The following is a 3,388-nucleotide window of genomic DNA, read 5'->3' as shown; positions in this document are numbered from 1 at the left end:
TCCCGCCGCCCCCTCCCCAACGCTCCCTCACATCCCGCCGCCCCCTCCCCAACGCTCCCTCACATCCCGCCGCCCCCTCCCCAACGCTCCCTCACATCCCGCCGCCCCCTCCCCAACGCTCCCTCACATCCTGCCGCCCCCTCCCGCGCTCCTCAGCGCGCCTGTGGATAACTTCTGCGGGACAAATGCAATTCAGGTCACAATGCCGGTATGCAAATGCGCAATCATCTGCCGGCGACTCTCCTCACGGCTCCATTCACATTGGAATCGGCGAGGGCATCCGGTGTTTCGGCAAGCCTTCTGCGCCGGGCCGACGTCGTCCATGTGGGCCGCGGACTATACCGCCCGGCGGGCTGGGACTTTGATCTTGAAGAGGCGGCGAGGGCGCTGTCCGCAGTGTCTCCAGGCGCCTGGATCTCTCACGTCACAGCGGCGCGAATCCGCTGCCAGATTTTGCCTGCCTGGCTGTCTGACTCGACGGAGCTTCATTTGAGCAAGCCGCGGTCCCTGCCTGAAGTACGGCGTAAGGGGGTATACGGCCATACGGTTCTGGCCCGGGAGGAGGAGATTGAATCCGTGGAAGGCATCCGCATCAGCACCCGGTCCCGGACGTGGCTGGATATGGCCAGACGCCTCTCACTCAGCGAATTGGTCTGCATGGGCGACGAACTCATCCGGATTCCGCGGCTGCAGTTCGAGGACCGGACGGAGCCGTTCACAACGCTGGCGGGACTGCGCTCTCTTGTGGACCGTCATCCGAACCTGCAGGGCGTTGTGCGCGCCCGGCAAGCATTGGACATGATGCGTGTAGGAGCCGATTCAGCCCCGGAAACGCTGCTGCGACTAGCCATGGCGGACGCCGGCCTCCCGGAACCGGAGCTCCAGGTGGCCTTGAGGATTCATGACGCTATGTCCCCCACAGCGGATCTCGGCTACAGGCAGCGCCGCCTCGCAATTCAGTACGACGGCGGCCATCACCTTCTCGATGCCCAGACCTTCAGCGACAGGCGGCGTGATAAAGCCTTCGAATCTTCCGGGTGGACTGTCCTGACGTTTGGCAAGAATGATCTCGCTGACGGCTTCCAGCTGGCTACAGGAAAGATCAAACGAGCACTGCGCGCGGCCCGGCTGGACCATCCCCAGGCTGCAGGCTTTGCCGACGCGATCTGAGGGAGCGTTCCCCGTCAGCCGGCAAAAACTGAGGAAGCGTCCCAAGTCAGCCGGCCAAAACTGAGGGAGCGTCCCCGTTGGGCTGATCCAGGTTCGAACCCGCCGCCGCACCCTCTCTGGTCTGTCGCCGCCTCGCCGGAGGACCGGACCGCCCGCCGAGCTTCAGCGACGCGAAGATGACAGCGACACCAAGGACAACGACGGCGGCAACGTAGACGGCAGTAGGCGCGTCGTCGGCCAGGAGCCGGGGAATGGCCCGGCCGGGCACTGCGACGGCAAAGACAAACGCCACGGCAATGCCGACGTAGCTTCCCACCATGTTCCCGAGATGGGCAGGAATATTGCCGCGGATGGCACTGACAAGTCCCAGAGTGACCGTCATGAGAGTGAAGGCGGACAGCCCGTGCAGCCAGGTGAAATGTCCCTCCGTGACGATCCAGAAGCTGCTGGCGCAGACGTAGTACATCGCGGCAACCCACAGGTATCCCATGGTGCGGTGGATTCGGTCGCGGCGCCGCCGGAATATTTGCAGCGGCCCGATCGCGAGCACAAAAAGAGCGGCAACCACGTGACTGGCAAGCAGTGCGTTCCAAGTCTCCATAGGCCTAGGATAGAAGCACTATCCAACTCTTGTACACCAAGATAGCGGGTGTTGGTTTCGCTATCCAACCAGCAGGCGGGGAGGCAGGGTGCAGCTCAAAGAACTAAGCGAGCGGACGGGCATCTCCGCGGCGAGCATCAAGTTCTACCTCCGCGAGGGACTGCTGCCCGCCGGCGAATCGGTTCACGCCACACGGGCCAGGTACTCAACTCGGCACGTCAGCCGACTGAGGCTGATCCACGCCTTGCGGTCAGTAGTGGGGCTCAGCATCGAACAAATTCGGCCGCTGGTGAAACTAGCCGACGACGGCGCACCCCGCCTTGAGATTCTCGCTGCGGTGCAGCGGACCGTACTGGGCCTGACCGCGCTGAACACGCACAACGGTGACGTCCGCACACGGGCGGGCGACGCCGTCGTGCGCCTGCGGAACTGGCCGGACGCGCCCAGTGATGCCAGAGCGGCACTGGACGCGCATGTCTCACTGATGGAAAGCCTCGGCGTGCCGGTGACCACCGAACTGCTGGATGCCTACAGCAAGGCCCTCGACGCCATCGCCGACCGGGACATTAATGCGACCGCCGCTCCGGAGGACACGAACGAGCTGATCCTGACGGCCGCCGTGGGCATGCACCTGCACGGTCAACTGGTGCTCAAACTTCTTGCCTTGGCGCAGGCCAGCCACGCTATCGGGCGGTATACAAAAGACGCCTAAAGCACGACGCTCCCCCACCAAAAGAGGTGAGGGAGCGTCGGGCCCAAACCTGCGAAAGGTGAGGGAGCGTCGGGCCCAAACCTGCGAAAGGTGAGGGAGCGTCGGGCCCAAACTTGCGAAAGGTGAGGGAGCGTCGGGCGGGGGTTAGCGCTCGAGGTCGCCGCGGATGAAGGCCTCGACCTTTTCACGGGCGAGGTCGTCGTTGAACTGCTCCGGCGGGGACTTCATGAAGTAGCTCGACGCCGACAGCAGCGGGCCGCCGATGCCACGGTCCAGGCCGATCTTCGCCGCCCGGATCGCGTCGATGATCACACCCGCGGAGTTCGGCGAGTCCCACACCTCCAGCTTGTACTCCAGCGACACCGGCGCGTCACCGAAGTTCCGGCCCTCCAGGCGCACGAAAGCCCACTTCCGGTCATCGAGCCACTGCACATAGTCCGACGGGCCGATGTGCACATCCTTCGCAGCCATCTCGGCCTCGACGTTGGAGGTCACCGCCTGGGTCTTGGAGATCTTCTTGGACTCCAGCCGATCACGCTCCAGCATGTTCTTGAAGTCCATGTTGCCGCCCACATTCAGCTGGTACGTCCGGTCCAGCGTCACCCCGCGGTCCTCGAACAGCTTCGCCATCACCCGGTGCGTGATGGTCGCACCGATCTGGCTCTTGATGTCATCGCCCACGATCGGCACACCCGCCGCGGTGAACTTGTCCGCCCACTCCCTGGTCCCGGCGAGGAACACCGGCAGCGCGTTCACGAACGCCACCCCGGCATCGATCGCGCACTGGGCGTAGAACTCCGCCGCTTCCTGCGAGCCGACCGGCAGGTAGCAGACCATCACGTCAACCTCGGCGTCCTTCAGGGCCTGGACGACGTCGACCGGCTCCTTGGTGGACTGCTCGATGG

The 3,388-nt window shown here is 64.3% G+C and carries 4 protein-coding genes; 2 read left to right on the top strand and 2 right to left on the bottom strand.

Features of this window, described 5'->3' with window-relative positions:
* Window positions 1–210: 210 nt before the first annotated feature.
* Window positions 211–1,170 (top strand): DUF559 domain-containing protein, encoded by a 960-nt coding sequence (locus JYA52_RS06090; protein WP_205652308.1) that lies wholly within the window; start codon window positions 211–213, stop codon window positions 1,168–1,170.
* A 46-nt stretch (window positions 1,171–1,216) separates the two neighbouring features.
* Here JYA52_RS06090 and JYA52_RS06085 read toward each other — a convergent pair whose 3' ends face one another.
* Entirely contained in the window at window positions 1,217–1,771 is a 555-nt protein-coding gene (locus JYA52_RS06085; RefSeq protein WP_205652307.1) for a DUF2306 domain-containing protein, read from the bottom strand.
* 88 nt (window positions 1,772–1,859) lie between these two features.
* Between JYA52_RS06085 and JYA52_RS06080 the strand changes: the two genes are divergently transcribed.
* The gene (locus JYA52_RS06080) at window positions 1,860–2,483 is read left to right on the top strand and encodes a MerR family transcriptional regulator (RefSeq protein ID WP_205652306.1); all 624 of its coding nucleotides are present in this window, start codon (window positions 1,860–1,862) and stop codon (window positions 2,481–2,483) included.
* A 144-nt stretch (window positions 2,484–2,627) separates the two neighbouring features.
* Here the strand turns inward: JYA52_RS06080 and JYA52_RS06075 are convergent.
* Window positions 2,628–3,388, bottom strand: a 761-nt coding sequence (locus JYA52_RS06075; protein WP_205652305.1) for an inositol-3-phosphate synthase, incomplete at its 5' end; no start/stop codon positions are given.

The organism is Arthrobacter pascens (genome assembly GCF_017052465.1).
GTDB classification, from domain to species: Bacteria; Actinomycetota; Actinomycetes; order Actinomycetales; family Micrococcaceae; genus Arthrobacter; species Arthrobacter pascens.
This window is presented reverse-complemented; position numbering and strand designations above follow the sequence as displayed.

Bases quoted from the DNA above. Each gene is read 5' to 3' on its own strand.
- JYA52_RS06090 (WP_205652308.1), top strand. From the start codon at position 211: ATGCAAATGCGCAATCATCTGCCGGCGACTCTCCTCACGGCTCCATTC.
- JYA52_RS06085 (WP_205652307.1), bottom strand. From the start codon at position 1,771: ATGGAGACTTGGAACGCACTGCTTGCCAGTCACGTGGTTGCCGCTCTT.